At 35.5% G+C, this 26,504-nt stretch carries 22 protein-coding genes; 19 read left to right on the forward strand and 3 right to left on the reverse strand.

Translation table 11 applies throughout. From position 1 onward, the window contains the following. Nucleotides 1-36 precede the first annotated feature (36 nt). The 9 genes from ruvB to CXF67_RS16680 all read left to right on the forward strand — a co-directional run bounded on the left by ruvB (nt 37) and on the right by CXF67_RS16680 (nt 14,667). Nucleotides 37-1,059 carry a Holliday junction branch migration DNA helicase RuvB gene (gene ruvB / locus CXF67_RS16640; RefSeq protein ID WP_102089772.1) on the forward strand — a complete coding sequence of 341 codons (1,023 nt, stop codon included), beginning with the start codon at nt 37-39 and terminating at the stop codon, nt 1,057-1,059. A 10-nt stretch (nt 1,060-1,069) separates the two neighbouring features. Next, the gene (locus CXF67_RS16645; RefSeq protein WP_102089773.1) at nt 1,070-2,392 is read left to right on the forward strand and encodes a cytochrome P450; all 1,323 of its coding nucleotides are present in this window, start codon (nt 1,070-1,072) and stop codon (nt 2,390-2,392) included. Nucleotides 2,393-2,696: 304 nt separating this feature from the next. Further along, entirely contained in the window at nt 2,697-2,882 is a 186-nt protein-coding gene (locus CXF67_RS18995) for a hypothetical protein (RefSeq protein ID WP_257984732.1), read from the forward strand. A 64-nt stretch (nt 2,883-2,946) separates the two neighbouring features. Continuing rightward, complete coding sequence (locus tag CXF67_RS16655; RefSeq protein WP_102089774.1) at nt 2,947-5,229, forward strand: NADP-dependent malic enzyme; 2,283 nt, start codon at nt 2,947-2,949, stop codon at nt 5,227-5,229. 92 nt (nt 5,230-5,321) lie between these two features. Further along, nucleotides 5,322-5,903, forward strand: a complete 582-nt coding sequence (ruvA, locus tag CXF67_RS16660) for a Holliday junction branch migration protein RuvA (RefSeq protein WP_102089775.1) — start codon at nt 5,322-5,324, stop codon at nt 5,901-5,903. A gap of 5 nt (nt 5,904-5,908) precedes the next feature. Continuing rightward, on the forward strand, nt 5,909-13,135 hold the full coding sequence (gene sprA, locus CXF67_RS16665) for a T9SS outer membrane translocon Sov/SprA (RefSeq protein ID WP_102089776.1): 7,227 nt from the start codon (nt 5,909-5,911) through the stop codon (nt 13,133-13,135). A gap of 12 nt (nt 13,136-13,147) precedes the next feature. Next, complete coding sequence (gcvH, locus tag CXF67_RS16670; protein WP_102089777.1) at nt 13,148-13,525, forward strand: glycine cleavage system protein GcvH; 378 nt, start codon at nt 13,148-13,150, stop codon at nt 13,523-13,525. 10 nt (nt 13,526-13,535) lie between these two features. Then, nucleotides 13,536-13,889 (forward strand): VanZ family protein, encoded by a 354-nt coding sequence (locus CXF67_RS16675; RefSeq protein ID WP_257984733.1) that lies wholly within the window; start codon nt 13,536-13,538, stop codon nt 13,887-13,889. Between the two features lie 61 nt (nt 13,890-13,950). Then, nucleotides 13,951-14,667, forward strand: a complete 717-nt coding sequence (locus tag CXF67_RS16680; RefSeq protein WP_102089779.1) for an energy transducer TonB — start codon at nt 13,951-13,953, stop codon at nt 14,665-14,667. A gap of 917 nt (nt 14,668-15,584) precedes the next feature. Here the strand turns inward: CXF67_RS16680 and CXF67_RS19000 are convergent. Next, on the reverse strand, nt 15,585-15,710 hold the full coding sequence (locus CXF67_RS19000) for a hypothetical protein (RefSeq protein ID WP_257984734.1): 126 nt from the start codon (nt 15,708-15,710) through the stop codon (nt 15,585-15,587). Between the two features lie 998 nt (nt 15,711-16,708). Here CXF67_RS19000 and cyoE point away from each other — a divergent pair. The 10 genes from cyoE (at nt 16,709) to CXF67_RS16730 (ending at nt 23,017) form a co-directional block, all read left to right on the forward strand. Further along, entirely contained in the window at nt 16,709-17,611 is a 903-nt protein-coding gene (cyoE, locus tag CXF67_RS16685) for a heme o synthase (RefSeq protein WP_102089780.1), read from the forward strand. Then, entirely contained in the window at nt 17,602-18,168 is a 567-nt protein-coding gene (locus tag CXF67_RS16690) for a cytochrome c oxidase subunit 3 (protein WP_015024552.1), read from the forward strand. Before cyoE ends, CXF67_RS16690 begins: the two co-directional genes overlap by 10 nt. Before the next feature lie 44 nt (nt 18,169-18,212). Next, the gene (locus CXF67_RS16695; RefSeq protein WP_102089781.1) at nt 18,213-19,199 is read left to right on the forward strand and encodes a cytochrome c oxidase subunit 3; all 987 of its coding nucleotides are present in this window, start codon (nt 18,213-18,215) and stop codon (nt 19,197-19,199) included. Between the two features lie 27 nt (nt 19,200-19,226). Next, nucleotides 19,227-19,592, forward strand: coding sequence for a cytochrome C oxidase subunit IV family protein (locus CXF67_RS16700; RefSeq protein ID WP_102089782.1), 366 nt, complete (start codon nt 19,227-19,229; stop codon nt 19,590-19,592). 76 nt (nt 19,593-19,668) lie between these two features. Beyond that, on the forward strand, nt 19,669-20,301 hold the full coding sequence (locus CXF67_RS16705) for a hypothetical protein (RefSeq protein ID WP_102089783.1): 633 nt from the start codon (nt 19,669-19,671) through the stop codon (nt 20,299-20,301). Nucleotides 20,302-20,306: 5 nt separating this feature from the next. Beyond that, the gene (locus tag CXF67_RS16710; protein ID WP_102089784.1) at nt 20,307-20,981 is read left to right on the forward strand and encodes an SCO family protein; all 675 of its coding nucleotides are present in this window, start codon (nt 20,307-20,309) and stop codon (nt 20,979-20,981) included. Then, the gene (locus CXF67_RS16715; RefSeq protein ID WP_102089785.1) at nt 20,978-21,517 is read left to right on the forward strand and encodes a DUF420 domain-containing protein; all 540 of its coding nucleotides are present in this window, start codon (nt 20,978-20,980) and stop codon (nt 21,515-21,517) included. The genes CXF67_RS16710 and CXF67_RS16715 overlap by 4 nt, the downstream gene beginning before the upstream one ends. A gap of 13 nt (nt 21,518-21,530) precedes the next feature. Then, nucleotides 21,531-21,767, forward strand: coding sequence for a hypothetical protein (locus CXF67_RS16720; RefSeq protein WP_102089828.1), 237 nt, complete (start codon nt 21,531-21,533; stop codon nt 21,765-21,767). Between the two features lies 1 nt (nt 21,768). Further along, a complete protein-coding gene (locus tag CXF67_RS16725; protein ID WP_102089786.1) occupies nt 21,769-22,122 on the forward strand; it encodes an arsenate reductase family protein in 354 nt (117 codons plus the stop codon). Further along, nucleotides 22,115-23,017, forward strand: a complete 903-nt coding sequence (locus tag CXF67_RS16730) for a DMT family transporter (protein ID WP_102089787.1) — start codon at nt 22,115-22,117, stop codon at nt 23,015-23,017. The genes CXF67_RS16725 and CXF67_RS16730 overlap by 8 nt, the downstream gene beginning before the upstream one ends. A gap of 344 nt (nt 23,018-23,361) precedes the next feature. On the opposite strand, the gene CXF67_RS16735 is transcribed toward CXF67_RS16730, so the two are convergent. Continuing rightward, on the reverse strand, nt 23,362-23,829 hold the full coding sequence (locus CXF67_RS16735) for a fasciclin domain-containing protein (protein WP_102089788.1): 468 nt from the start codon (nt 23,827-23,829) through the stop codon (nt 23,362-23,364). A gap of 212 nt (nt 23,830-24,041) precedes the next feature. After that, nucleotides 24,042-26,468, reverse strand: a complete 2,427-nt coding sequence (locus tag CXF67_RS16740; RefSeq protein WP_102089789.1) for a DUF5916 domain-containing protein — start codon at nt 26,466-26,468, stop codon at nt 24,042-24,044. Between the last annotated feature and the right edge of the window lie 36 nt (nt 26,469-26,504).

Below are 26,504 nucleotides of genomic sequence, written 5' to 3' on the forward strand. Positions count from 1 at the left end.
AAATTTCTTGGAGGCTTTTTTATTTATATTTGTGATATGAACGAAAATTTAGATGCGACGGGCAGTAATTTCGATAACCAAGACCAAGAGGTAGACCGAGCGTTGAGACCGCTTTCTTTTGATGATTTTGCTGGTCAATCTCATGTATTAGAGAACCTCCAGGTTTTCGTAAAAGCAGCTAATTTAAGAGGCGAAGCTCTAGACCATACACTTTTTCATGGTCCTCCTGGCTTAGGTAAAACAACCTTAGCTCATATTCTTGCGAATGAACTCCAAACTGGAATCAAAATCACTTCAGGTCCAGTTATTGATAAACCTGGTGATTTAGCTGGTTTGCTAACTAATCTGGAACCTCGGGATGTTCTATTTATAGATGAAATTCATAGGTTAAGTTCAGTAGTTGAAGAGTATCTATATTCTGCTATGGAAGACTTTAAAATCGATATCATGATCGAGTCCGGGCCTAATGCTAGAAGTGTTGAGATCAATTTGAATCCGTTTACATTAGTTGGAGCTACAACGCGCTCGGGATTGCTTACAGCACCAATGCGAGCAAGATTTGGGATTTCAAGTCGATTAGAATACTATTCAACGGAATTACTTAGCGGTATTATTTTAAGGAGTAGCTCAATTTTAGGGGTGTCGATAACCACTGATTCTGCTATTGAAATAGCTGGCAGGAGTCGGGGGACACCCAGGATTGCTAATGCTTTACTGAGACGAGTTCGAGATTTTGCTCAGATTAAAGGTAACGGCAAAATTGATATGGAAATTTCGAAGTATAGCCTCAAGGCTTTAAATGTAGATGCCTTTGGTTTGGATGATATGGATAATAAAATTTTATTGACCATAATTGACAAATTTAAAGGGGGTCCTGTTGGCTTAACTACATTGGCTACTGCAGTTAGCGAAAATGCTGAAACTATAGAGGAAGTATATGAACCCTTCCTAATTCAACAAGGCTTTATAAATCGTACTCCTCGTGGAAGGGAAGTAACCGACTCAGCCTACAAACACCTCGGTAAACTTAGAGAAAATAAACAAAAAGGATTATTCTAATAAAACATTTATGACATCTTCCACTCATTTCCCTGAGGTTCCTGTAATTGAGTTTTTAAAACATGCAGGTAATATTCTAAAGAACCCTTTACCCTTTCACCAAAAGAACTTTGAAGCCTTAGGAAACACTTTTAGATTAAATCTAGGCTTGGGCAATTCAGTGGTTTTTTCTAGAGACCCAGAATTTGCTATTTATGCTTTAAGGGACAACCAAAAGAATTTTAAGAAAACAGATATCCAAACTAAAGACTTGGCGAAGTATGTAGGTCACGGATTATTGACTTCTGAAGGACAAAAATGGAAATCTCAGCGAAAATTAATTCAGCCAGCCTTTCACAAAAAAAATATTTACTCTCTTCTAGATGTCATGGTAGAAGCCATAGACAAAGAATTAGAAAGAATAGAGGTCGATACTCCTATAGATATCTTTCCGATATTTAATGATCTTGCTTTTAAAGTAGTGGTAAAAAGCTTGTTTAGCGATGCTATAAATGCAGAAGAAATTTCTCGCTTGCAGTATATCACAGAAGAAACTCAAAAAATGCTGGTCAAAGAATTAAGGCAGCCCTATAAAAAATGGTGGTTTGTTTTAAGCCGGGAATTAAAAAGAAACTTGAACTTAAGCCAAGAAGCTCGAGATTTGCTCATTCGCATTATAAAAAGACGGCAAAATTCTAACTCTGAAAGTAAAGATTTACTGGACATGCTTTTGGCTTTGACCTATGAGGATGGTTCTAAGATGAATCAAGAACAATTGATAGATGAAATTTTAATTTTATTTATTGCTGGTCATGAAACGACCTCCAACACTTTGTCTTTTACGGTCCAATTGATAGGTCAAGATGAACATGTACAAGAAAAATTAGTTTCAGAAATAGATCATCTTGAAGACCATTCTTTTTTTGATATCTTGAAGGATAGTAAGTATACTGAGAATGTCTTACAGGAATCTATGCGCCTTTTTCCGCCAGTTTACTTTATAGATCGGCAGAATATTGAGCGTGATACTTTCAAAGGATTTGAAATACCACAAGGAACTACTCTTCTTTTTTCTGTACACCAAATTCATAGAAATGCTACAAACTGGGAAAATCCGAATCAATTTAAGCCAGAACGGTTTCAGGAATCAAGAAGCGTAAGTGATTTTTACTTTCCTTTTGGTGCAGGACCTAGAAAATGTATAGGCAATAATTTTGCAATGTACGAAATTACCTTAGCCATCAACCGGCTGTTAAAGACCTATAAGATCGAACAAGTCAATAAAGAGATTGAAATTCAACCTCTTATTAGTCTTAAGCCAAAAAATGCAATAGTTAAATTCTCTAAACGGTAAACCGATAACAGAAAATTAAATTGTAAACTGAGTAAAGATATCTTGAACTACTCCAATATAATTTAACCAAATAAACAGGAAGCAATTTTAACTCTTGAAACGTTCTGAGCATTTAATCCCTTAATTAAAATTAGTGAAGATGATAAGCGTCGTTTGCTGGGCAACATTTCCGACGACACAATGTTTGAATACTTTCATAAATTGGGAGTTGATACTACTTGTTATACGAAAGGTACTAAAGGTGTGAAATTGTCTGTAAAAGGAGAAAAAATAATACATATAGAGGCCCTTTAAAGTTGAAAAAGTGGTGGATGCTTCAGGAGCTGGAAATGCCTTTTGGGCTGGTTTGTTACATTCTTATTTTAGGAATTATAGGTATACCAATTGTTTAAAAGTTGGATTGAAGTTAGTTTCTTTAAAGTTCCAATCCCCAGAGAGCTCTAGTTTTAATCCTAATATTGGAGAGGATTTCTTTCAGAATAACGCATAAGGTTTACCTTTGTTTGTACCAATTAATGACTAGAGTAAACATGCTTTAGTAGTAAAATATCCTTATGAGCACACCAAGAAAGAGAAGAGAGGCTTTAGTTTATCATGCTAAGCCAAGGCCAGGAAAAATTGAAGTGGTTCCAACCAAAAAGCATTCTTCCCAAAGGGATTTAGGATTAGCATACTCGCCAGGAGTGGCAGAGCCCTGCCTAGAAATAGAAAAGGATAAACAAAACGCTTATAAATATACCAATAAAGGAAATCTAGTTGCCGTGATTTCTAATGGAACAGCTGTACTAGGCCTTGGAGATATTGGTGCTGAAGCCTCAAAACCCGTTATGGAAGGTAAAGCGCTATTGTTTAAAATTTTCGCGGACATAGATGTATTCGATATTGAAGTGGATACTAAAAATATAGATGACTTTATAAATACAGTCAAAAATATTGCTCCAACTTTTGGTGGAATTAATCTAGAGGACATAAAAGCTCCCGAAGCTTTTGAAATTGAAGAACGTCTAAAGGCAGAACTTCCTATTCCTGTAATGCACGACGATCAACATGGAACCGCAATTATATCTGCTGCGGCACTTTTGAATGCCCTAGAACTAGCGGAAAAGAAAATTGAGGAGGTAAGAGTAGTTGTTTCTGGGGCAGGTTCTGCAGCCATTGCTTGCATCAAACTCTATGCATTGCTGGGCGTTCGGAAAGAAAATATTGTCATGTTCGATAGTAAGGGGGCTATAAGTAAAGGGAGAGAAGGTCTTTCAGATAAACAAATAGAATTTGCGACCTCAAGACAGATTAAGTCGCTGGGAGAGGCCCTAGAAAATGCTGATGTCTTTTTAGGCCTCTCAATAGGAGGTGTTTTAAAGCCAGAGATGCTATCTTCAATGGCAAAGGATCCTATTGTATTTGCTATGGCAAATCCAGACCCTGAGATTGACTATGACTTAGCTATAAAAACCAGAAAAGACATCATCATGGCAACAGGGAGAACTGATTTCCCCAACCAAGTAAACAATGTTCTTGGCTTTCCATATATATTCAGAGGTGCTTTAGACGTGAGAGCTACCAAAATTAACGAGGAAATGAAAATGGCAGCTGTGAAAGCCTTAGCCAGACTTGCCAAAGAGCCAGTGCCTGAGCAAGTTAATATTGCTTATGCGGAAACACGCCTTAACTTTGGGAGAGACTACATTATTCCAAAGCCCTTCGATCCTAGATTAATCACAGAAATCCCACCAGCAGTTGCAAAAGCGGCGATGGAATCTGGGGTTGCTCAAAACCCAATTAAAGATTGGGAGGCCTATAAAGAAGAGCTTCTAGAGAGAATGGGAAGTGAGGATAAAATCACCAGATTACTTATTAATCGGGCAAAACAAAATCCAAAAAGGATTGTTTATGCGGAGGCCGATCATCTAGATGTCTTAAAGGCTGCACAGCAGGTTTATGATGAAAAAATTGCTATCCCTATTCTACTTGGTCGCAGAGATGTAATACTCGAACTGATGACTGAAATTGAATTTGAAGGGGAGGACATTATAATCATCGATCCAAAATCTGATGAGGAAGAGAAAAAAAGAAATGAATATGCGGAAGCTCTTTGGAAGAAGAGAAGTAGAAAAGGAGTGACTTTATACGATGCTAAGAAGATTTTAAGGGAGCGAAATTATTTTGCTGCTATGATGGTAGAAAAAGGAGATGCAGACGCTATGCTTTCTGGATACTCAAGAGCTTACCCTTCGGTATTAAAGCCAATCCTAGAACTCATCGGTAAAGAAAACGGAGTCACCAACGTAGCCGCGACCAACTTGATGAACTCTAAACGAGGTCCTATCTTTATAAGCGATACGTCCATCAATATTAATCCAGATGCCACAGTCTTAGCAAAAATTGCTCAAATGACAGCCAAAACGGTGAAGATGTTTGGCATAGAACCTGTTATTGCGATGGTTTCATATTCAAACTTCGGCTCGTCCAAAAATCCGAATGCTATCAAAGTAAAAGAGGCTGTAGATTATTTGCATAAGAATTTCCCTGAAATTGCTGTAGACGGAGAGTTGCAAGTTGACTTTGCTTTAAATAAAAAGATGAGAGCAGATAAATTTCCATTTTCTAAATTGAATGGTAAAAAAGTAAATACACTTATCTACCCAAATTTGGATTCGGCAAATGGGACTTATAAACTAATGAAAGAGTTAAATAGCGCAGGCTCTATAGGGCCTATTTTAATGGGATTGAACAAGCCTGCACATGTCTTTCAATTGGGAGCTAGTGTCGATGAGATGGTAAATATGTCTGCCGTAGCTGTCGTAGATGCTCAGCAGAAAAGTAAACGGAAACTATAGAAGTTGCTGGCTTTCATTGATTTATACATATAAAAAATCAATTGATATCTTAACTTAATTTTATTACATTTGGGTCCTAAAATTAAGTTAAGATGATTACTCAGCTTAGAGGTAGATTGTTAGAAAAAAACCCAACACATATCGTGGTAGATTGTAATGGTATAGGGTATGAAGTAAACATTTCACTTCATACCTTTTCTCGTTTAAAAGGGGAAGAACAGATAACTATTTACACCCATTTACAAGTCAAAGAAGATTCACATACCTTGTATGGGTTTATGGAAAAAGCAGAACGTTTGGTTTTCCGTCAATTGCTTTCAGTCTCTGGAATTGGCGCTAATACTGCTAGAATGATGTTGTCTTCATTAACGCCAGAGCAAGTGGTAGAAGCAATTTCCACTGAAGATTCGGATACTATACAGGGTATAAAAGGTATTGGTAAAAAAACAGCTCAGAGAGTCATCTTAGATCTTAAAGATAAAATTCGATCTTCTGAAGAGTATTCAGAAATTGTAAATACGCCTTCAAATTCCAACAAAGAGGAAGCTCTTTCTGCATTGGAGACATTGGGTTATACCAGAAAACAATCTGGGAAAATTATTTCAAAAATTTGTAATAATAATCCCGATGCTAACGTTGAAGATATAATAAAGCTAGCCTTAAAAAATTTATAAAACTTTTGAACAAAAAAAGATTGTCCCTTAACATAAATTTTATTTCTTATTTCTTTCTTGTGTTTCTTGTATTTCTTTCTTTAGAAATATACGCTCAAGATTCTATACCTCAAGGTCCAACATATGGTACTATTTCTATGCCAAATCCTTCTAGCATAGTTTCTAAATATGAATATGATTCTTATATAGATAAATATATTTATACCGAAAAAATTGGATCTGTTAACACCAAATTTCCTTTGGTCTTGACGCCTAAAGAATTTGAAGCTCTAGTTCTGGAGGAACAGATGAAATCTTATTTCAAACAAAAATCTGATGCCGCTTTAGGTAAAGGAGATGTAGAGGACCAAAAAAACTTAATTCCAATTTTCTATGTCAATAATTCCTTTTTTCAATCTGTATTTGGAGGAAATCAAATAGAAGTTAATCCAAGAGGGTCTGTTGCTGTGGATATGGGGATTCTGTATAGTAAGCAGGATAACCCAGCATTGTCCCCAAGAAACCAGAGTAACCTCACTTTCGATTTTGACCAGCGAATAAGTATGAGTCTTCAAGCTTCCGTAGGAACACGACTTCAGGTTAACGCTGAATATGATACCGAATCTACATTTGATTTTCAGAATCAAGTGAAAATGGATTATACTCCTACAGAAGACGATATTATACAAAAAATTGAGGTTGGTAACGTCAACATGCCCTTAAACAGTACCCTTATCCAAGGTTCACAAAGTTTATTTGGGGTAAAAACACAACTGCAATTCGGAAAAACAACCATCACTGGGGTCTTTTCAGAATTGAATTCAGAACGTCAAAGCGTCAATATCCAAGGTGGTGCAACAGTAAGAGAATTTGATAAATTCGCTTTGGATTATGATGAAAACAGGCATTTCTTTTTATCTCAGTTTTTTAGAGACCAATATGATGAGGCTCTACAAAATTATCCTTTTATAAATAGTAGAATACAAATTACAAGGGTTCAGGTTTGGATAACGAACAGAACAAATAACACGGAGACCATTTCCGATTCTAGAAATATTGTGGCTTTACAAGATTTGGGTGAAAGTGCTCCAGATAAACTAGGGCTTTTCTTTGATAATAATGGAAACCCCATTGCTCCACCAATTCCAAACTTTTTATTAAACCCTAATGGAAGACCTGATAATGCTAACAACGTTTTTAATCCAGACGGAATAAATGGCGGGGCGAACTCTATTTTGAACGATCAAATACGAGATATAGCTACAATTCAGCAAGGTTTTGGTTCTGCCCAGCCTTTTGTTTCAGAAGGACGAGATTATGCCATTCTTGAAAACGCAAGAGAATTGGGGCCTAATGAGTTTTTTCTAAACACACAACTCGGTTATATTTCTTTAAACCAACGTTTAAATAATGACGAAATTTTAGGAGTTGCTTTTGAATATACCACAACCGATGGGAGAGTATTTAGAGTTGGAGAATTTGCAAACGGAGGACCCCCTGGGACAGAGACTCAAGAGAATCCAGAAGAACAAGGGGAGCAGATAGCGCTTAATCAAAACTTAATTGTCAAACTTCTTAAGAGTCCAGTTACGATTGTACAGGAGCCTATCTGGGACTTGATGATGAAAAATTTCTATAGTCTTGGGGCGAATGGGCTTGAGCAAGACGGTTTTAGATTTAATATTTTATATACAGATCCACAGCCTGTCAATTTTATCACCCAAGCTCCTGGAAGTACTACTCCGCTGCCCGATGATGTGGATGAAACCAATCTTTTGCAAGTCTTAGACCTCGATAGGTTAAACCTCAATAACGACCCTGTAAACGGTGGTGATGGCTTTTTTGATTTTGTTTCTGGAATCACCATAGATCCTGAGAATGGGGTTATTAAGTTTACAAAAGTGGAACCTTTTGGTGAATATCTTTTTAATAAATTGGATTTAACACCAGAAACTGGTCCAGAGAACTATGATAATCCAGAAACCTATAATCAGAATCAAACCAAGTATGTTTTCAACTCGCTCTATTCTACAACTAAGACTCAAGCTCAACAAGACGGAGCACAACAGAACAAATTTCAATTAGCAGGTCGATATAAAGCTTCTAGCACAGGAGGTATCCCAATAGGAGCATTTAATGTCCCAAGAGGTTCGGTGTCAGTTACTGCTGGAGGGAGGACTCTGCAAGAAGGAATCGATTATACAGTAAATTATGAGCTAGGTCGAGTAAATATCTTAGATGAGGCTTTATTAGCTTCAGATACACCAATACAAGTATCTACGGAAAATAATGCGCTTTTCGGAAGACAAACCAAGCGGTTTACCGGTATAGATGTTCAACATAGATTTAGCGAAGAATTATTGATAGGTGGTACGTATTTAAATTTAAACGAAAGACCAATTACACAAAAGGCAGATTACGGGACTGAACCTATAAATAATAGTATTTATGGAGTCAATTTCAATTATAATACAACTGTTCCCTTTTTTACTAGGTTGGTTAACAAACTGCCTAACATTGATACAGATGTAGAGTCCAATTTTTCTTTGAGAGGAGAGTTTGCTTACTTAAGGCCTGGAACTCCTGAAGCAAGTGATTTTGAGGGGGAAGCCACTAGTTATGTGGATGACTTTGAGGGTTCACAAACGAGTATCTCTGTCATTGATCCATTGTCCTGGAAACTAGCGAGTACTCCCATAGGATATCGAGGGCCAAATGATGCTAACGGAACATTTGATAGTAATGACGACTTAAGTATCAATGATTATAGAGCTAAATTAAACTGGCATACTATAGATCCTATTTTCTATAGCTCTCAACGGCCTGAGGATGTCACTGACCAAGACCTTTCTCAATACTATTCTAGGAGAGTTCTTGTGAACGAAATATTTCCTAATGTAGATATTGTACCAGGTCAAATTCAAACCTTATTTCCTTTAGATCTTGTGTACAGACCAAGCGAGAGAGGCATGTACAATTATAACCCTGCCGCTTCAAATGATAATATTCTTCCTAATCCAAAGCAAAACTTTGGAGGTATTATGAGAGGCTTGCAAACGACAGATTTCGAGCAATCCAATGTAGAGTTTGTTGAATTTTGGGTCATGGACCCTTTTATTTATGCTGAAAATGCTGGAAATAACGGTGGTAAAGTTGTTCTCAATTTTGGAAGTATTACAGAAGATATCTCAAAAGATGGAAGGAAACAATTTGAAAATGGTCTTCCAGAAGATGGGGGAAATTCAAATACGTTATTAACTAATTTCTCAAAAGTTCCTAGTAACCAATCTTTGGTATATGCTTTTGATACTGAAGGCCAAGAGCGAATTAATCAAGATGTAGGTTATGACGGGCTGCTCAATAGCGATGAAGCACTAAAGTTTCCTGCGTTTGCCAATTTCGAAGATCCTTCAAATGACGATTACCAGTATTATCTTGACGGTGACGGAGATCTTTTAAACCGATATAGAAACTTTAATGGAATGGAGGGGAATAGCCCTGTAGAGGTTACCGAAAATAATAGGGGCAATTCTGCGTTCCCAGATGTGGAGGACATCAACTTAGATAATACTATGAATACTATTGACAGTTACTATGAATACGAGGTTCCTGTCTTTCCTAATATGAGTGTTGAGAATAATACAAGTACTGTTGCTGGGATCAATTCAGACTATATCACTGATGTTAAAGAGGTGATCACGACACTTCAAAATGGGCAGGAAATAGAGGCGAGATGGATACAATTTAGAGTTCCTCTTAGGACGGGTGAAGAATTTGCTGTTGGAGGGATAAGTGATTTACGATCTATTCGATTTATGAGAATGTTCATGACTGGTTTTAGTCAAGAAACCATCTTGAGATTTGGAACTTTAGAGTTGATTAGAGGAGATTACTTCACATACGATTTACCTATACTTCCAAATGGTCAAAACCCTATGGCGGGCAATACTCAATTTAATGTAGAAGCAGTCAGTGAGGAAATTACGTCTAATTATGTCACTCCTCCTGGTGTTTTAAGAGAAGAGTTGGTCAATAATAACGTGGCCATCCGAGAAGATGAAAAATCACTTTCCTTACGAGTGAAAAATTTAGAGACAGAGGATTCTAGAGCCGTTTTCAAAAATTATCAAATTGACATGCGTCAATATGACAACCTAGAAATGTACCTCCATGCAGAAGCTCTACCACCACCAGAGAATCAGCTTCAAGATGGCCAATTAACTGCTTTTGTAAGGATGGGGATTGACTTTACTAATAATTACTACCAGATAGAGATTCCGCTTAAAGTAACAGATCCTCAAGATTTTTCTCCTCGGGGAATATGGCCTTTAGAAAATGATCTCAATTTACCTCTAGATTTACTTCAACAAATTAAATCTACAGTGCTTGGCGATGACAATCTAAGTAACTTGAAACTCAATTATTTTGACGAATCTTTAAATCCTGTTGATGGTAGTTCTAATGAGGGATTAAAAGTTGGAATTATTGGTAATCCCAGTTTCGGAAATATACGGGTTATGATGTTGGGGTTAAAAAACTCGAGCAATCAAAATGTGTCTGGTGAAGTCTGGTTTAACGAGATGAGACTTACAGGGCTTAAAAACGAAGGAGGCTGGGCTGCAGTCTTAAATCTGGATACAAATTTTGCAGATTTTGCAAATGTATCTGCAAGTGGTCGAAGAACTACCGTAGGCTTTGGAGCCATAGAGCAAGGACCCAACCAAAGGAGTAGGGAGGACATCCAGCAATACGACATAGTGACTGGCCTCAACCTAGGCCAACTGTTGCCTAAAGATTGGGGGGTCAAAATACCACTCACTTATAATAGAGGGGAAGAGTTGATTACACCTCAATTTGATCCTGTTTACGGAGATCTAGAACTCGAAACTTTGCTGGATAATACAGCAGATGAAGCAGATCGAGCAGAATTTGCAGAACAGGCAGAAACCTACACGAAACGTCAGGGGATAAGTGTCATCGGCCTACGAAAAGATAGGACCAATCAAGAAAAAACGCCAATGCCTTATGACATCGAAAACTTCACAGTATCCTCAAGTTATAACCAAACTGATTATAGGGATTTTGAAATTAGAGAATCCCTAGACCAGAATGTGGATGCTGCCTTAACTTATGGATTTAATTTTAAACCATTGGAGGTTAAGCCTCTAGAGAATATTGGCCTTTTTAAAAGCCCCTACTTTGCTATCTTCAAAGACTTTAATATTAATCTGCTTCCCAATAGTATTACTGCTGGTGCAAACATAAATAGGCAATACAACGAGTTAAGATTTAGAGAGTTCGATCTACCAACGGGAAGTATTGGCACACCAAAACTCTTTCAAAGAAATTATTTTTTCGATTGGCAATATGCTATTGATTATAATCTGACGAAGTCATTAAATTTCAATTTTAATGCCTCTACCAACAGGATTGTGAGAAATTACATCGATGAAAATAACGTTCAAGATAATAGCATAGGTATTTTTGATGATTTTTTTGATATCGGAATTCCAAATAGACATTACCAGCAACTACAGCTTAATTATACCTTACCCTTTAATAAAATCCCTTTCCTTAAGTTTGTTCAAACTCAATATTCTTACACTGGAGATTTTTTATGGACCAAAGGATCTGAGATTTTAAGAGATCTAGAAGGTATTCCAGATCTAGGAAATTCTGTTCAAAACTCTGCAAGGCATCAGATCAATTCCAATTTAAACATGTCTAGCTTTTATAATTACCTTGGTTTAACTAAAAAAAGAGCTCAAAACCCATCCCAAATCAAGCGAAATATAAGTCGAAGAAGAGGGGCTGAAAATTTTGAGCAAGATCCCCAAAATCAAAATAACCAAGAAAACGCTAAAACGGAACTTACTATAGGTGATAAAGCTCTAAATACCATCATAGGTTTAGTGACAGTCTTGGATCGAGTGCAGTTTAATTATTCTGATACAAAAGGTATCTTTTTACCTGGCTATACCAATAATATTGGTTTTGGAGGAACCTTAAAACCTACTGCAGGATTTACTTTTGGAAGTCAAAACGACATTCGTCGAGAGGCTGCGAGAAAAGGATGGTTAACCATGTATCAAGATTTCAACGAACAATATATACGGACAGATAACCAACTACTGGATATACAAGCAGGGCTGAAATTATTGCCAGGGATGACAATAGATTTGATTGCCAATAGAATGTACTCTGATACGTATACAGAAAATTTTAGAGTAGACCCCGAGACCATGGCCTACAATTCTATTATTCCAAACACTTATGGGAATTTTAATATTTCTACAAACATGATTCGTACTTCCTTTAATTCGAGCACGAAAGAATTTTCTGAAAATTTTGAAACGTTTAGGGAAAATCGTTTTATCGTTGCCAACAGACTTGCAGAACAAGCTGGGGTAAATGTAAACGATCCTAATAATATAGATGAAGATGGATATCCAATTGGTTTTGGAAGAACGAGTCAAGCAGTTCTCTTACCATCCTTTCTTTCCGCGTATACAGGATCCGATCCCCAAGGAGAAGATCTAAGTCCTTTCAGGGATATCCCTATTCCTGGATGGAATATAAAATATACTGGGTTGATGAGGTTAACTTGGTTCCGAGAAACCTTTAATCGCTTTTCTATTCAACATGGTTATAGATCTTCTTATACTGTGAATCAATTTCAAACTGATTTAGAATTTAATAGAAGTGATCCTTTCGGTGATTTCAATACAGATCAAAATGGAAACTTCAGAACAGAACTTTTTATTTCTAATGTGAATTTAATAGAAGAATTTAGTCCTTTGATTAAATTGGATTTTGAAATGAAAAATTCGGTGAGTATTCTTGCTGAAGTTAGAAAAGATAGAGCCTTATCTTTGAGTTTCAACAACAATCTGTTAACTGAAATGCAGGGAGATGAGTATATCATAGGTCTAGGGTATAGAGTTAAAGATCTTACTGTTGTCACTCAATTTGAAGGGAATAGAAGGGTTTTAAGTAGCGATTTGAACTTAAAAGCAGATCTTTCTTTAAGAAGAAACGAAACAATCATTAGAAATTTAGACGTGCTGAGTAACCGTGTTACTTCAGGTCAAGACATTTGGTCCATAAATTTTGTAGCTGATTATGCATTTACTAAAAATTTAACAGCTTTATTTTTCTACGATCATGTATTTTCGCAGAATGCAATCTCAACTATATTCCCACAAACAACCGTTAGAACAGGGTTTACATTGAGATATAATTTTGGAAACTAAAACAATTTAAAAATGAATATACCAGATAGCTTAAAGTACACCAAAGATCACGAGTGGATCAAAATTGATGGAGATATCGCCACCATTGGAATTACAGATTTCGCACAAAGTGAATTAGGAGACATTGTGTACGTAGAAGTTGAAACTGTAGGAGATTCCCTAGATAAAGATGAGGTTTTCGGAACTGTAGAAGCTGTTAAAACCGTATCTGATTTGTTTATACCTTTAACTGGCAAAATCATCGAATTTAATGAAGAGTTAGAAGATGAACCAGAAATGGTTAATGAAGAGCCTTACGAAAAAGGATGGATGATTAAAATGGAAATAACAGATCACGACGAAGTTAAAGAACTTATGGATGCAGAAGCTTATAAAGCTCTTACTGACTAGTCAACTATTATTGCCTGTTGCTATTTTATGCACAGCAAGTATCTTAGTTCTTTCTATTTCAGATATAAGTAGCCTTCCCAAACTTCAAATAAGTTATGAGGATAAACTTTATCATTTTGTAGCTTATTTTGTTTTAAATTCAATTTGGCTTATTGCATTATTGAAAAAAAATGGATATCAGTTAAAAAAGATTTTGTTAACTTCTCTTAGCATTGTTGTTTTTGGTATTATTATTGAAATAGTTCAAGGAAGCTTAACAGATTCCAGAGCTTTTGATATACTTGATATTTTAGCGAATAGTATAGCAGTAGTGGTGAGTTTTTTCTGTTTTATGTTAGTAAAAAAAAGTTTTTTGAAAAAATAAAATCAAAATCAAAGTAAATTTTATTTTTTTTATATTTTAGTAATCTATTAAAAATTATAATATGGAACCGAAAAAGAATCCAAAAAAAGACCTGTCTAAAAGAAGTTTTCTGTTTTTTCAGATTGGACTTGTAGTAGTTCTTGCTATTACTTTAACCATGATTGAATGGAAAACTTATGATAACGATGCTATAGATACTGGTTTTGTGAATCTTGACATGTTAGAAGAGGAAGACGTGCCAATTACAGAAATCCAAAAGACGCCACCACCACCGCCACCACCGCCACCTGCACCAGAAGTTATTGAGGTGGTAGAAGATGACGAAGATGTAGAGGAGGTTATTATAGAATCTACTGAAACCGATCAAAACGAAGTTGTTGAAGTTGAAGAAGTCGAAGAAGTCGAAGAAGAAATTGGTGATGTTCCTTTTGCTGTTATTGAAAGTGTTCCAATTTTTCCTGGATGTGAAGGCCTTAACACCAATGATGAGCGTAAAAACTGTATGAGTCAGAAGATTAGCAAGTTTGTTAATAAAAACTTCGACACTGGCTTAGCTGCAGATCTTGGATTAAGTGGCATAAATAGGGTTTACGTTCAGTTTAAAATCGATAAAAAAGGTAATATCGTAAATGTTGCCGCCCGAGCTCCTCACCCAAGATTACAATCTGAAGGTGAACGAGTTATCAAAAAACTTCCTAAAATGAAACCAGGGCAGCAACGTGGACAAAATGTTGGGGTATTATATTCTTTACCTATTACGTTTAAAGTACAAGATTAAATTCAAATAAAATACAGTTCAAAAAAATCCCGAATGTTGAATTCGGGATTTTTTTATTTTAAATTAAATTCATAAATCTATCCAACCTACCATCAATGAGGTGCTCCCCGTTCCCTCTCCTGTTGATGTGCTTTTCTACGTTTGGGTAAAGCTTTGTTTCACAAACAGAAAGTTAGCCCACAATTTCAGAATGTAATGATACCTTAAAACAGACAAGAGTCCTGTCTAAAACTCAGTTGAAATCTTTTATTCTTGGCTATTGTAAAGAGCCAGAAGTTGAAGCCAAGGATGAGTATAAACTGAAAAAAAAATAAGCTTTTAGAGAGTTACTAAGAGGGATTAAGTGGTCTACCTTATGAAGATTTCACTTGCCCACACCCTGAGAGTGGTTTAAACATCCCTTTGTCCCAAGAAGTTTATAACCGCTTTGCTATTCAAATTGATAAAATTTGGACCAATGCTTGTAAAGCATCTTAACTTAATCGCTATTTTGAAGTTTAACCGTATTGCGATCTTAAAGCAAAGATTGAGCCTCTGTTTTGCTTTAAATTTTTTTGTTAAGAAGTTATTTAATGAATAAACCTTTCTAACTCAATAGCGAGCACTACGGGTTTATTTTCGATATTCCAGAAGCCCTCCGAATGGGAGTAGATTTTGAAAAATCTTTTGCCATTTTCAATGCTAACATAACAGTTATTTTTAAAGTGTTTAGGAAAGTGTCTCAACTTTTACAAAGTGATTTTTGAAAACCAAGTCAAGTTTGCTTGCTACTATTATGATTTAGCAGAAGAACTTGGCAAAGAAGCGTGCACCCCATTCCTCATGCTTGGGCGAAGATAGGCTAGCTTTATAGTGATGGTTAGCCTATCCAGTAGTAAAAGATTATTTGAGCTATGAAGCAGGATGGTTTTAGATATTCAAGTTGAAAGGGGGATAGTTGTATTGGAGATACTCAGAGATGCTCCTGTTTTGCGGTTGCTGTAACCGTCTAAATGTAAAGTAATAATTTGTTTTAAGTTCATTGGATCAAGTGTATTGGCCATATCGTTGTTTTAGCGATAAGGTAATTACTCAATTTCATAAAGAGGCAAGGAAGCTAATCCGAACAGTGGCATAAATCAAAACGTTTTAACATCAACACAAAAACAACTGGCATAAGTCAGACCGTAATTGTTAGCATGGTTTGGTCCAAAATGCCCAGCACAATGATTTCAAAATCAATGGTATAAAACGAACTGTAGTGCCCCTCAATCTATTACTATCCTACAATGTTGTAGAATATACAATTGGCTCTAAATTTCATATCTATTTAAGTTATAAGATGAAACGGATACATCAAACCACTACTTACTGGCAGTGGTTAATCGATAAATTTTCTTTGTAAGATGCCACCGCAGTTAATGCTAGTTGGAAAACTAAATTTGGATCTCAACTTGTAGTAAAGTACACAGAGGCCTTTACTACAAGTCATCTTTTCTTCCAATTAGAATATAACCAAGTTAGATCTTACACAATTTCTCACAGTACTTTAAATTTTCCTTAAACGAACTATAATCAGTTTATGGCAGACCTTTGGGCAACAAATTCTTGAGAACTTCTTTTTATCTCAAGAAAAAAAGGATAAATGGTATGGGCGTGTAAAATTCATTTTTGGCGTATGTGATTTTGAAACTATTGTGGATAGTGTCCCATTTTGTGTCTCAGATTTATTTGTATATGAACGACAAAGAATTGCTGATGAAGGCATCAAAATAGGCTAAGCTAATTAAGGTAAACTTTCATTAAGGCGAGAAGGAAGTAAGATTTATAATAAACCCAACGACAAACCTAAAGGTCTATCTGAATCTAATTCACAGGAAGTTTGATACCGCTCGAGGTAAGGCTCTAAACTTCGATAGAAATACAACTTGGGTTAACTTGGGCTTTAGGACAGATATTTAACTGGTATTACGATTATTAACCCAATACTTAGTAAACATTAACGAACGTCTGCTTCCTAAAAAAAACTTTTTAGCCGTATCTTTGCAAAAAGTTTCGAATATTGTCAGATTCTATTGCATACACACAAGTTTCTTCCTGGATACATGATTTTAAAGAACTCACAAAGGTAAGATTATCCCTTAGTGTTGTATTTTCTTCAATTGCTGGTTATCTATTAGGTATAGACACCTTTGATGTTGGTCATTTTGTATTATTAGCGCTAGGAGGCTATGCCATGGTAGGTGCTTCTAATGCCTTTAATCAAATCATAGAAAAGAACTTAGATGCAAAGATGAAAAGGACTAAAAATCGTCCTCTACCATCGGGTAGTATGACCACAAGTACTGCCTTTTTTATTGCGACTCTTCTTACTGTAATCGGGTTGTCATTCCTTTTTATTATCAACCCTATAACGGCCATGTTTGGGGCGATATCTATTTTTCTTTATGTGAGTGTTTATACTCCATTAAAAACTATCACTCCGCTTTCTGTTTTTGTAGGAGCATTTCCAGGGGCTATTCCTTTTATGTTGGGATGGGTAGCTGCAACGGGTTCTTTTGGGATTGAAGCAGGAGCCTTATTTATGATTCAGTTTTTCTGGCAATTCCCCCATTTTTGGGCTTTAGGTTGGTGGCTGTATGATGATTATAAAGAAGGGGGCTTTTTTATGCTACCTACTGGTAAAAGAGATAGCGGCACAGCAATTCAAATTATCCTTTATACTATATGGACCCTTATTGTTTCGATAATACCTGCTCTGGGTGTTACTGGAGATTTAAAGCTATCAATAGTCTCTGCTGTTTTAGTGTTTATATCAGGATTGATTATGCTTTTTTATGCAATTAAGCTTTTTCAAAAACGAGAGACCAAATACGCCAGACAGCTGATGCTAGCCAGCGTGTTTTACATTACTTTAATACAAATAATTTACGTATCAGATAAATATATCAGAATATGGTTTTAGATGAAAAACACAAACGTGCAAGGATGATGATGATGTGGTTTGGCATCATAAGCATGTCGATGATGTTTGCAGGATTAACGAGTGCTTACGTTGTGAGTAAAAACAGACCAGATTGGCTTACAGACTATCAATTACCAGATGTTTTTATTTGGAGTACGCTGGTTATATTTTTAAGTAGTATTACATTTCATTTAACCAAAAAATTCACTTCTGAAGGTGATTTAGTAAAGGCTAATGCTATGATAATTTCTACTTTTATCTTAGGAGTTCTTTTTGTGGTGATGCAGTTTGTTGGCTTTAATGAGATTGTAGAGGCAGGGTATTATTTTACGGGAAGTGCTAGTAGTATTACAATGTCTTTCATTTACCTATTAGTTTTAGCTCACGTTGTCCATGTCATGGCAGGCCTTATCGTCTTGTTGGTCGTAATTTATAATCATTTTAAAAAGAAATATTCTAAAGGGAATATGCTAGGATTGCGTCTAGGGGTAACCTTCTGGCACTTTGTAGATGGGCTTTGGCTTTACCTCTTTTTGTTTTTATATTTCTTTAGATAATAAGAATTTTGTCTATTTTTGTAAGACATTAATATTTAATTTTTATGGAAGCTACTACCGTTGTAAAAACAGGTACAGAAGGACAAGCATGGGGAGGAGGTGAAGAAAAACCTCTAAAGGCCAGTTACGGAAAATTAATGATGTGGTTTTTTATCACTTCAGATGCACTTACATTTTCAGGTTTTTTAGCAGCTTATGGTTTTTCAAGATTTAAGTTTATTGAAGAATGGCCAATAGCGGATGAAGTGTTTAATCACTTTCCATTTTTACATGGTGTAGATGCACCTATGTATTATGTCGCATTAATGACGTTTATTTTGATATTTTCATCAGTAACAATGGTTCTAGCAGTAGATGCTGGGCATGAGATGAAAAAAGATAAAGTAGTGACCTACATGGCATTAACCATTCTAGGGGGTATCATTTTTTTAGGATCTCAAGCCTGGGAATGGAAAAACTTTATTCATGGTGAATATGGAGCGGTCGAAACCAGAAGTGGAAAGATTATTCAGTTTGTAGATGCAGACGGAGACCGTATAGCTTTAGATGAATTTGCTACGGCTTCCCCCAAAGATAGAACCCAGCATTTAGCCAAAAATGGTATTTGGTTTAGTTCAGAACCTTCTCTTAATACCTTGGTTTTAGAGGATGTAAAAAGGGGATTTGAAGCTAATGAGACCCTTCGTGTTAGAACTATGCAAATAACAGAAGAAGGTGAAAAAGAAATTTTAACTAGAGAAGAATCTTTACTGAAATTAAATACGTCTGGTGTAGGTGTTATAGAGGGAGCTAACCTTAGCCAAAATGAATATGGAGCACCGCTATTTGGTGGTTTTTTCTTTTTCATTACAGGCTTTCACGGCTTCCACGTCTTGTCTGGGGTGCTTATTCTTATTATTGTTTTCTTTAATGTTTTGGTTGGCACTTACGAGAAAAGAGGAAGTTACGAAATGGTGGAAAAGGTTGGTCTTTACTGGCACTTTGTAGATTTAGTTTGGGTATTTGTATTCACATTTTTCTACTTGGTTTAATTAATAATATATTGAATTTATAATAAAATGGCACACGATACAACACACGGAGTTCACGCAGGAGCAAAAAAACGCATATGGCAAGTTTTTATCATTTTATCTATACTAACGATAGTAGAAGTAGGTTTAGGTATTTTAAAACCAGATTTTCTTGTTCATAATGATTTAGTTTCCTTATCCTTTCTCAACTGGATTTTTATTGTGCTTACGATTGTAAAAGCCTATTACATCGTTTGGGCATTTATGCATATGGAACAGGAGTCGGGAAGTTTGAGAAGAGTTGTCGTTTGGACTGGTGTCTTTTTAATTAGTTATTTAATAGCTATACTCTTGATAGAAGGGTCATATATCCAAGAAATATACTCTGATGGATACATTACTTGGGATTTCTAAGAAAAGAAGGTTAAATATAATTCAAAAGGCGGTTCACTAAAATCGTCTTTTTTATTTTTGTATACAATTTTATCATATGAAAAAATACGCTGTTCTTATTGTTTTGTTTGTTCTTCCTTTGGTAGCGTATTTATTTTTCTCTAGTGGGATCAATAGTTTTGGAAGACTCCCCGTGCTTAAAGAAAATCTTTCTTTATTGAACGAATTTGAAACTGACGTCATCGCCTTCGACAATAAAATTACAATCTTGACTTTCTTTGGTAACGACTTTGAAGTGAAAAAGGTACATGCTTTCAATATGAAAGAGAAAATCTATGATCGTTATCACAAGTTTGACGATTTCCAAGTCGTTACACTGGTGGCGCCAAATTCAGAAGATGACATCGAAGAATTTAAAAGTGAAATCAATAAAACTTCAGATGCTGCAGATTGGTTTTTTCTTGAACTACCAGACGCTCAAATTAAAAAGGTGTTTGAAAGTTTGGAATCTGATTTAAAACTCGACGATAAGTTTTCTTCAACTTTCGCTTTTGTTATTGATAAAAAAATGAGTTTGAGAGGGAGGAGTGACGACGAAGACGAAGGCACAAAATACGCCTACGACTTAAGCAACATAAAAGAGGTGAGCGATAAAATGAATGATGATATTAAAATCATTCTTGCAGAATATCGATTTGCCTTAAAAAAGAATAATGCGCAAAGAGAATAAAGACCATGAAAAAATACTCTTACGTAGGAATTTCACTTGTCATTTTAGTGTTTGGAATTTGGGTGGTTAGTGAATATCTAGCCCGTAATTCCAAGCAAAGTTTATCTTATATAGAAATAGAAGGCGAACGTAAAAAAGTTCCTAAATTTGATTTTAGAAATCAGAATAATAAAACGATTACCAATGAGGATTATCTTGGAAAAGTCTATGTTGTTGAGTTCTTTTTTGCCACTTGTCCAACTATTTGCCCTATTATGAATGAAAATTTATTGGAGGTACAAGATCAGTTTTATGGTAATATGAATTTTGGAATAGCTTCATTCACTATTAACCCTGAGCATGACACTCCTAAAGTTTTGAAAAAGCATGCAGAAGAGCTCGGTGTTAAGCATCCCCATTGGAATTTCTTGACTGGCGATAAAGATAAAATTTATGAGCTTGCCAATAAAGGCTTTACTATTTATGCCCGAGAAGATGAGAATGCAGAGGGTGGGTTTGAGCACTCTGGGTTCTTTGCTTTGATTGACCAAGAAGGATACATCCGAAGTAGAAAAGATGAAGCAGGGAACTCTATTATTTTTTACCAAGGTTCGGTTCCTATCGATAATAATAGTGGTGAAGGGCATGAAACCCAACAAATTGATATTTTAATGGAGGACATTCAAATTCTTTTAAAATGAAAGCTAGTTTAATCAAATCCGATAAAACGATGGTTCCAATTATTACTGGGCTCTCCATCGTCGTTCCAATAGTGGTCATTGTACTTATGAACCTGCCAACTCGTTATAACCTTCTTGGTCTGGATGTTGGGACATTTCCCTTTTTTCATGCAGTTATCAATGGACTCACAGCAATACTGCTATTTCTAGGATATCGATTTATAAAACAAAAGAAAAAAATTGAGCACAAAACTGTCATGATTACAGCTTTTGGTTTGTCGGCCCTTTTTTTAGTAAGCTACGTCATTTCTAAGATTAGTATCGACCCAGTTCCTTACGGGGGTGAAGGTTTTATAAGGTACCTTTACTTTTTCATTCTTATTACACATATTGCTTTATCAGGAATAATTATCCCTTTGGTTCTTTTTACGATGTATAGAGGTTTGACAGGTGAATATGATAAGCATAAAAAAATTGCGAGATGGACTTTTCCTATTTGGATGTATGTTGCTATAACAGGGGTTTTAGTCTACTTATTTATGTTACCTTATTACTAAAACAATAATCATGATGAAAGCAAAAAGAGTTTTAATTACAGTGTCATTGGTTTTGTTTTTTGCCTTTGAGGCCAGCTCCCAATGTTCTATGTGTAGAGCTGTATTGGAGTCTGAAGCAGATCAAGGGGCTGCAAAAGCTATAAACGATGGTATAGTTTATCTAATGGCTTTTCCTTATATTTTGGTAGGCGGTGTACTTTACGTCGTTTACAGAACTTTTAAAAATAAAAAATCTCAACAAAACTCATAAAATGAAAAAAGTATTCTATCTATCCACTTGTGATACCTGCAAGCATATTTTAGGTAAGTTGTCTTTGCCTGAAGATATAAAGCTACAGGACCTTAAGAAAGATCATATTTCTGAAGAGGACTTGGAATACCTTTTTAAATATACAAGATCTTACGAACTCTTACTTAATAAGAGAGCTCAAAGATATAAAGAAGAGGGGTTAAAAGATGAGAACTTGTCTGAGGAAGAAATAAAAACGTGTATTCTATCTCACTATACTTTTTTAAAGCGACCTATATTTATTTATGATGAAAAGATATTCATAGGAAATGATAAGCACACCGTAGACGCTTTGAAGTCTTTGTTTCATGAGTAAACGAGTTCAAGCGTTAATTGCTGCCTTATTTGCAACCTCTGTGTTTGGCGTCACCCATACTCTAGCTAAAGGCTTAATGCCAGATTATATTCAACCTTTAGGTTTTATATTGATAAGAGTATTAGGTGCGGGTATTCTATTTTGGATTGTTAGTTTTTTCATTAAAAATGAAAAAATTAAAAAAGAACATTGGCCAAGACTATTATTATGCGCTCTTCTTGGGATGGCTCTCAATATGCTGTTTTTCTTTAAGGGCTTGAGTTTAACCACTCCGATTAATAGCTCTGTAATTGTGACCATAACTCCCATTTTGGTATTTGTATTATCCGCACTTTTAATCAGAGAAAAAGTAACTTGGCTCAAGTGTTTGGGAGCTGTAATCGGTCTATTCGGTGGGCTTGCCTTAATTATATTTGGCGTACAACAACAAGTCGACGCTCCTAATATTCCGCTTGGTAATGCAATGATTTTTGTCAATGCATCATCCTATGGTTTGTTTTTAATTGTTGCCAAACCTTTAACTAAAATCTATCACCCTGTTACGCTTATGCGTTGGCTATTTTTAACCTCTATCATTATAAACCTACCCATTGGTTGGACAGAGTTTGTAAGTGTAGAATGGCAAGCTTTGCCTTTTTCTATTATTTGGCGAATAGGGTTTGTGATTGTAGGGACTACTTTTTTAACTTACCTGTTGAATATTTTTGCCCTCAAATATTTATCTGCTTCTACTATTGGAGTATTTGTATACATACAACCTGTCATAGCTATAGCTTTTGCTATTATTTCTGGAGCAGATGAACTCAATGGATTAAAAATTATTTCTGCTATACTCGTTTTCTTAGGAGTTTTTATGGTCACCAAAAATCCATCTAGGAAAAGAGCTAAAGCTTGATATATTTTTATTATTCCTGGTGTTTGTAGCAGTTGCTTTTCTGAAAAAAAGTAATTATTAGCTACGTAATAATTACTTTTTTAAATGCTTGAAAAGATCTTTAGGTAGTATTTATTTTAAAAATCGGATAACTTTTTGCATATAAAATCAGTGATTTCATCATTGAAGTCTGGGTTTAAATTGTCTGAAACTTATCTAGTGAATAGATGTTTTTATTCTTTTGGACATCGATTTAAAGGCATAACGGTATTAGAAAATACTAAGATTTAAAGTGCTCACTAACAACATAAAGGATAAAAAAAAGACCACCTTTTCAGGTGGTCTATAAACTAAACTAAGTTTTTTTACTTAGGCATTACAACACTATCAATAGCATGAATCACTCCGTTAGAAGCCGCAACATCTGCAATAACGACAGTTGACTTTCCACCATTTGCATCAGTTAAAATTACTTTTCCATCTTCAAGGCTTAAGTCAATCTTACCACCTTGAACAGTATCTACAGTAAATTTACCATCATTTTCAGTAATTGCACTTATCAATGCAGCAGATTCAAACTTTCCAGAAACAACATGGTAGGTAAGTACACTTGCTAATTTCTCTTTGCTTTCTGGCTTTAATAAAGTGTCTACAGTGCCTTCAGGTAATTTGTTAAAGGCATCATTGGTTGGTGCTAATACTGTAAATGGTCCTTCACCACTTAAGGTATCAACCAATTCTGCTGCCTTTACTGCTGCAACTAATGTTGTAAAAGAATCATTTCCAGCTGCGACGCCCACTATATTCGGGAGGTCATTTTTTGAATTTTCCATATTTTTATTTTATTAATTTGAATACAAACTTAATTTATTCAACTACTAGTTTAAGTTAACAAATATCACAATGAGGAAATTATTATCATTGGCTTTAGCTTATGGTTTGTAAGCTATAGCTGTGTTTAGCTTTAGTATTTGTAAGTGGCGTGGATGTTAGTTTTTTTGAAAAACTTGAAATTTGTCCCCTTCAGCGTTTAGATAAACCATCTCTATTTTGATGCAAAAAAAGATTTCAAAGTGTTAACGTCAAGGAAATATTGCAATCGGATTGAGAAGATATGTTGTATATCCTGCTGAAATAAATTAGTAAACGTAGTTTCAAAATTATCTTCAGCTTCAGACGTAGTGCTAAACAATTGATTTCTATACAGAGCGGTTAAAAAGCTTCCAGGCGCAAATTGCCAAGAATAATTTAAATCCAAATTCCAAGTACTGAAATTGATATCAGGATTGGAATCCAAGCTGGTTTTTGGTAAATTTTTATTTTCAGAAAGTCTTCCGTTTGGATTGAGACCATACATAAACTCGTCATATTTCACCATATCCCAATAATGCCTCAGTTGCAAGTTGAAACCATGGAAGGGGTTAAAATTATAATTTGCAGAGATACTGTTAATTAAAATTGTCCTATCCCGTTCTCCAAAAATAGGTTCTTGGTTCAAAAAGTTAGCAAAGCCTCTGTCATTTATTTGTTTATCGAATGTGAAGTTATACACCATAAAGAAGTAGTCGTTGAATCTTACACGAGGCTCTAAGTTTAGTTTGTAAGCGTAAGAATCTCTCCCTTCTTCAAAAAATGTATTTGTATTTGCCCTTATGTCAATGGCGAAAGTGCGATTGTAGTTAGTTGAAAGAAATCCACCAAAATTTGTGAAATTTTCATAAATAAAAAATCGATTGTCGACGCGAGGTTCAAAATAATCAAACTGTCGTCCCGGCTCCATACCAATATTAAAACCATAAGTGTCTAGTTTAGGAGATGTAGCAAAGAAACTAGTAGACAACTCTAAGCCAGTATAGGTGTTAGGGGAAGCCAACTGTTTATAGAGAGAGGCGAAGGTGAGTCTATAAGTTTGAAAGTTGGAGGTTGGCTCAAAAATACGATAAGAAGCTTCAGCTGTAATATTATTAAAATTATTCCTGAGTAAAAGCCCAAGGTCATTAATGTCATATTTTTTATCTGCGTAATCATACCTTAGCGATAATTGGTATTGATCACTGATTTTGGCAATCTCTAAAGCTGAGCTAAAACCTGTCTTGTCATCGGTTTGGAGATTGAGATGACTCATTTTGAATTCACCCGCAACTTTATAGGTGTTTTTGTTATTGATAAGGTCAAACAATGCTCCTGTGACGTTTGCATTTCTAAAATCTCCTGAACGGGTTACATTGGTGTTGATTAAACTTACCGAAGAATTTCTGTTAAATTGCTGGTCAACTACCAAAATACTATAGTTTGTTAATGGTTCTATAACTTGCTCTCTGGTTTGGTTTTGAAGAGTGTCTGATGCTATTGCCTTAGTAGACTCTGTAATGGCATTAAAAACCCCTATGCCAAGACCATTTTTAAGGCGACCAGACATTTTAATAGCATTAAGCAGGTCTATATTATTTGGTTCGTTTTCTGCGACTTCATTTCTTCCTAGATTTAAAGTTCCTGTAGGCTCGTTTCCTACTCGTCTGGAAAAAAACAAATCTCCTTTCGTGAATAAATCTATGCCTTCGGTAAAAAATTGACGTTGTTCTGCAAACGTTTGCTCAAATGGGCCTATATTGAGAACAACATCATCAAATCTAGCTTGACTAAAATCTGGAATAAGGGTAGCATCCAAAGTAAGATTATCCGTGATGCCATATTTCAAATCAAGGCCAAGTTTAAAATCTGTGGAAGTTTGATCACCAACTGTATTAATAATTCCTGTTGTAAACGGATATAAATTTAAGCGTAATGGGGGTTGAAGATTTTTAATGCCAAAGAGTATACCGTGATATAATCCTTCATAACCTATGGTTCTATCTATAGGATTCCAAGCATATTCCGCTCGTTCTCTTCTAAAATATCTTCGGAATTGCACTCCCCAGCTTTGGACATCCGTTTTTGGAAACCTTAGTGTTCTGTAAGGGATCTCCATTTCCAATTGCCATCCAAAATCGGTAAGCTTAACTGCGCTTTCCCAAACGGCATTCCAACCAAAATCCTGACCGATGCTTGGTGAAGACAAAGCATCGGCTTGGGTGCCAGAACTGAAGACGATAAATTGAGTGTCATTTTGAGCATCGTTATTCGGGTTAAGAACCAGAGTAAAATAATCAGTTTGCCCAAACTCATCCCTAATGGTATTTTGACTCATGATTTTACGGGGATCATCATAGAGTTTTGCTGAAATAAATATAGCTTGGTCATTATAAAATAATTTGACTTCCGTTCTCCGATCTGGTGTTGCAGGAAGGCTTATGTTAGGGGTAAATTGAACGAAGTCACTAGCGATTTTTATAGACTGCCAAACCTCATCTGATAAATTACCATCTATAACAGGAGCCTTGTCTTGTCTTGTGATTTGGTATTGCTTCTTTGCTTGTGAAAAAGTTAGATTAACCACACACAAAAAAAATAAACACACCCAACGAGTATTCATAAAAGTCAAGATTATAGGCTTTTGACTTTACTTGAT

This window comes from Psychroflexus sp. MES1-P1E, from assembly GCF_002836055.1.
Taxonomy (GTDB): domain Bacteria; phylum Bacteroidota; class Bacteroidia; order Flavobacteriales; family Flavobacteriaceae; genus Psychroflexus.